This is a genomic window from Endozoicomonas sp. (assembly GCF_051008435.1).
Lineage (GTDB): Bacteria > Pseudomonadota > Gammaproteobacteria > Pseudomonadales > Endozoicomonadaceae > Endozoicomonas_A.
Genome location: NZ_JBPCXO010000422.1, coordinates 1 through 4,155 on the forward strand (window position 1 = coordinate 1; position 4,155 = coordinate 4,155).

General features: G+C 44.6%; 3 protein-coding genes. 2 read left to right on the plus strand and 1 reads right to left on the minus strand.

The window, feature by feature from the left end; genetic code table 11:
- Window positions 1-219: 219 nt before the first annotated feature.
- Both ACR2PX_RS21245 and ACR2PX_RS21250 read left to right on the plus strand, forming a co-directional pair.
- Window positions 220-468, plus strand: coding sequence for a hypothetical protein (locus tag ACR2PX_RS21245; RefSeq protein ID WP_434001359.1), 249 nt, complete (start codon window positions 220-222; stop codon window positions 466-468).
- Between the two features lie 484 nt (window positions 469-952).
- Window positions 953-3,532: a hypothetical protein gene (locus ACR2PX_RS21250; protein WP_434001360.1), complete on the plus strand. Its 2,580-nt coding sequence runs from the start codon at window positions 953-955 to the stop codon at window positions 3,530-3,532.
- A gap of 275 nt (window positions 3,533-3,807) precedes the next feature.
- Here ACR2PX_RS21250 and ACR2PX_RS21255 read toward each other — a convergent pair whose 3' ends face one another.
- Window positions 3,808-4,005: an alpha/beta family hydrolase gene (locus ACR2PX_RS21255; protein WP_434001361.1), complete on the minus strand. Its 198-nt coding sequence runs from the start codon at window positions 4,003-4,005 to the stop codon at window positions 3,808-3,810.
- Window positions 4,006-4,155 lie beyond the last annotated feature (150 nt).

Sequence of the window (4,155 nt, forward strand, 5' to 3'; positions counted from 1 at the left end):
TACTGCCAATATTGCAGTGTTTCGACAATTTTCAACTGTTTAAAAATCAGGAAGAATAAAAAAACAGATGTATATTCTTAAATCTGCTTTCTCTGTGTCATGACGTATGATTAGTGGTAAACAGGTAATGATTTAAGCTCTTTTTTCCGATTTCATCACGTTGATGATCATTGAATTTAAGTGGTTCCATGTTAATCAAGTGTTTTAGGAAGTAGGGTAGTGAGTAATCAGGCTACTGGGTTTGTGGAATTTATAGGATGTCCCTTTTTTTCTTTTTTTCTCAAAAGTCGTGCGATAGGTCTGTTTGATCAGTTGTCGTACGGTGTCCTGGGCTCTTCGCCCATTGGCGATTTGGGTCAGCAAGAATGTTTGCTTGATGGGGTGTGCTGCCTGATTGATGTAGAGCAGTTTCTGCTAACCCATGGAAATACTAATCTGGTGATCAATGCTCCCGAATTGAACCTTTAATAAGTATCTAAAGATCGAACAAATAGCTGTTTTTGGCTGTTTTTGGCTGTTTTGTCCCCTAAAACTGTACTTGCGTCACTATATGTGACCAATATGACGAGTTTAGAGCAGTTTCAAAACCAAGGTTGTCCGTGAAATATTAACTTTTGAGGAGCTTATGAGTCGGTCCAAGACAGATTGAAGATTTCAAAAGCTTCTCTCCAGTCCATGCAGAGCAAAGATTTGAGAGAATCAGAAAGAGTTTTTTAGGAAACCCTTAAAGCCTATCAAGTACATTAAACAGGCAGCACACCCCTTGATGGAAGCGGAATGAATCGAGAGGTTCACGTTCCGTTTTGCGAGAGGCTGAGGGGAAAGTTTCCTCGGTCTACTCACCTCGCTCTGCCTGCATCAGGCATTCGACAGTGTTGTTGCTAAATGAAAAACTCCTGCCAACCCAGTCAAATCTGACTGTTGGATCTGGAGCTGCGATGGATCAACGGTCATGACTCATTGGTTAATCCTTTTTTTTGTATTTTTCAGTCTCAAAACTTTTGCATATCAGGAAACTTTTGCATATCAGGAAACTGCGGCGGGAATAGCCATTCCTGTTCAGGATCAAACACTGGTGCTGGAAGGGGTTGACAGCGCTCATCTGCAGGGACAGTTCCAGAAGGTTATTTCCCATGCGTTTTATACCGCTGGAATGGTTCTGGTACCCTACTACATGGCTGCCCTGACTGGAAAAACGGCTCATGCTTACCCTGTGGCCAAACCTTATTTACAGTTTGTTTCCCAGATGTTCACAAACGCTATCTGGGGATGGCTCGCTGGACAGGCTCTGGTTGGGGGGAGTCAGCTGCTGGCGCAGGGCGTCAGCCAGAGAATAAAAGCCGGGACTGACTCTCTGTTCTGCGGCAAGAGGCAGGGAACGATGCCAGTCTATCTGGATGATCCATGGCAGGCGCGTCATTGGTATTTGCAGTTTTCTTTCCCTGATGAGACAGAGCCTTATTTCAGAATGGTGCCATTAATTTATGATTCTGCAGAAAACCCAGACGTCGAAACAAATCAGGATGAGTGGCAAAACCTCTATCATCTTTTAAGGCATAATCAGGTCAGCAATCTGGAGATAAGGCTCGACAATTCTTCGGATACAGAACAGATTCACATCACAATAAGTCTGGAGGATAAGCGCCGGATAGAAACATCTGTTCCGACAATGACAACTGGCCTGGGCCGCTGGGAGCTGGACTGGTTATCGAATACTTGTATGAATACGCCTGAAGACGAGCTGTACAGTTTGTTTGATCCTGCAAGCGTCAAAATGATCAGTCGGGTTGTGTTTGAAGCGTTGTCTGAGGTCATTGAAACTGTACCAGTGTCGTTCTTTTTACCTTCCCCGCTAAAAACGATACACCATTCATATGATGGGTTACAGCAAATAACAGGGCACCCCCGGTATTGGCTGGTTTATAGCGCCATAGCGGAGTCTCCCCATTCCGGCTTTGTCTATCTGGCGGATAAGCGCAGAGACCCCCATGCGCTATTGGAGGTTTTGGGGATGCTGGAAGCGGAATACATCGTAGCCGGTTATTCAGCGCAAAAAATATGGCCCAGAGAGTGGCTGAATCTGTTGCACACAGGGATACAGCTATTAGCAAATCAGGGGGCGCTAAGAGTGCTGGAGTGGCCCTTGCAAAATATGATTGACTGGCAAAACAGTCCGTCAACGGATTTTACACCGGAAGAAAACGGTTTGGAGTCCATCATTCAATCAATGAGAGACCTGTGGCTTGAAAACATCAGTAAGAGTATTCATGACTATTTATATCCTCTCCATCTGGCTGTACTTCAGAGGATAGCTCTATTTATAGTACCACCAGAAAAGACGTCCCTTCCTGCGAATAAACGACAAAGTGCTACTGCCTCTAAAGTAGAAAAAAAGGAAAAAAAAGGAAAAAAGAAAAAAAAAGGAAAAAAAAGGAAAAAAAAGATGAAAGAATCGAAACCGATTGATCATACAGCTCTCAGATTAGAAGGTTCCGCGTTTGACGGTAATGGTAATGTAGAGGCCGTAGAAGATCTATTGAGGGATGATAGTGAGCTTGCGCTTCACACTGGACAACCTTTTTCTTCTCGGCCCCTCCCTCAGGACAGGCCTGATACTTTTCCCTCCCCTGCACAATCCCCTGCACAATCCCCTGCACAATCCCCTGTACAGGAGCATAGGATCGGACAGGCTCAGCATTCTCATTCACCGGAACATTCTGCTCTCACGGCAGAACGCACCGTTTATATGTCCAGTATCAAGGAAGACCGTACAGCTTCCCCCGATAGCAACTGGTCATTCGAGCCAAAACCTGAATGGCCAGAAGATAAAAGACTTCTTGCCATGTGTGTGTGTAGCTATGGTGGGGAGGGTAAGTTGACAGAGCGTGCAGTAGCCATGCTTAGGGATAAAGACCGTGACGGTACCCTGTTCCCTCATTTTGCTATTGATAAAAAAGGTTCAGATGAGTATGAAGATGGCCGTGAGAACTACAGCCATGGTTACTCGATTAGTGATGAACGGTACCAGATAATAGCCACCCTGCTGCATGAGCATGATGAGAAAGGGCAGATTCTTGATGTTCTGGAGGTTGAAGAGATATGGAAGAACCACTTCCCTGACGGGTACTGGGAACCGAGCATCAGGTTTATATCGGTACCTTATGGCGCTTATTACCATAATTTCTTCGTTCTCTCTGATCACGATGGAGTGGATCATTATGACAGAGGCTGGCGCAATAAATATGAGTTGTTTTTGCGGCAGAAACAAGAGACGACGAGAAATGACCACTTTGCTGAAAAATTACGCACCTTTTTGTTCAGCGACAAAACGTATAAAGAGAAAGTGGAACTCCTTCAAAACCTTTTCGAGCCTGTGACTTCAGAGGATGATTCATCTGTTACCCTGGAAAGAGTTATAGATAACTTTGAATGCCTGATCGGAAAGATATTTCAGGAAGCCTCTGAAGAGTTCAAAGTATGTGCTTCCAAACAAGAAAGCATAAAGAAACCGCTGAAAGAAACTCCCAGATAAAAGCGTCTGCGGACTTTGCGGATTGATATTCCCCAGCAATAAAGGCCTACTTCAGGATTTACTGTACATAAAAACACAGAATGCCTAAATCGGGTAGCCGGAGGTCTCTAGCCTCCACGTAGCGTGCGGGTCCGCACTACACGGTTCACCGCTGATAGTTAAACCTGATTCATAAGTCTTTCAGAGAAACAAGCCCAATGTTTGCAAGAAAACTGTTGATCAAATTTCTGGCTCTTCCCTAAATTAAGTGGGTGATTTAATCTATATTCAATACTTTATATTCTGGATTTAATGAAGGTTGTAACCGTTTCAGCAGCTTCCAGTAAATGCTGCTCATGAGTGAAACCTGATTTTACTCTGGGTTTCAGGTCATGATTGCCGTCTTCCAGCCAGTGGAGCTGAATATTCTTAGACAAGTCATAACCCTGAACGGTTGAATGGTCACCCATAGCATCACGGCTGCCCTGAACCACTAGGAGCCTGCCGGACTAAGAGCAAAAAACAGGCATAATCGTCTGTACTCACTACCCAGAACAACGACCTCTGTCAAATGAAGAAGTGGACTTTTCGACCCATTGATCGCAGTACGCCTGACATGTTTCCTGCCAGTGTCGATGACTACT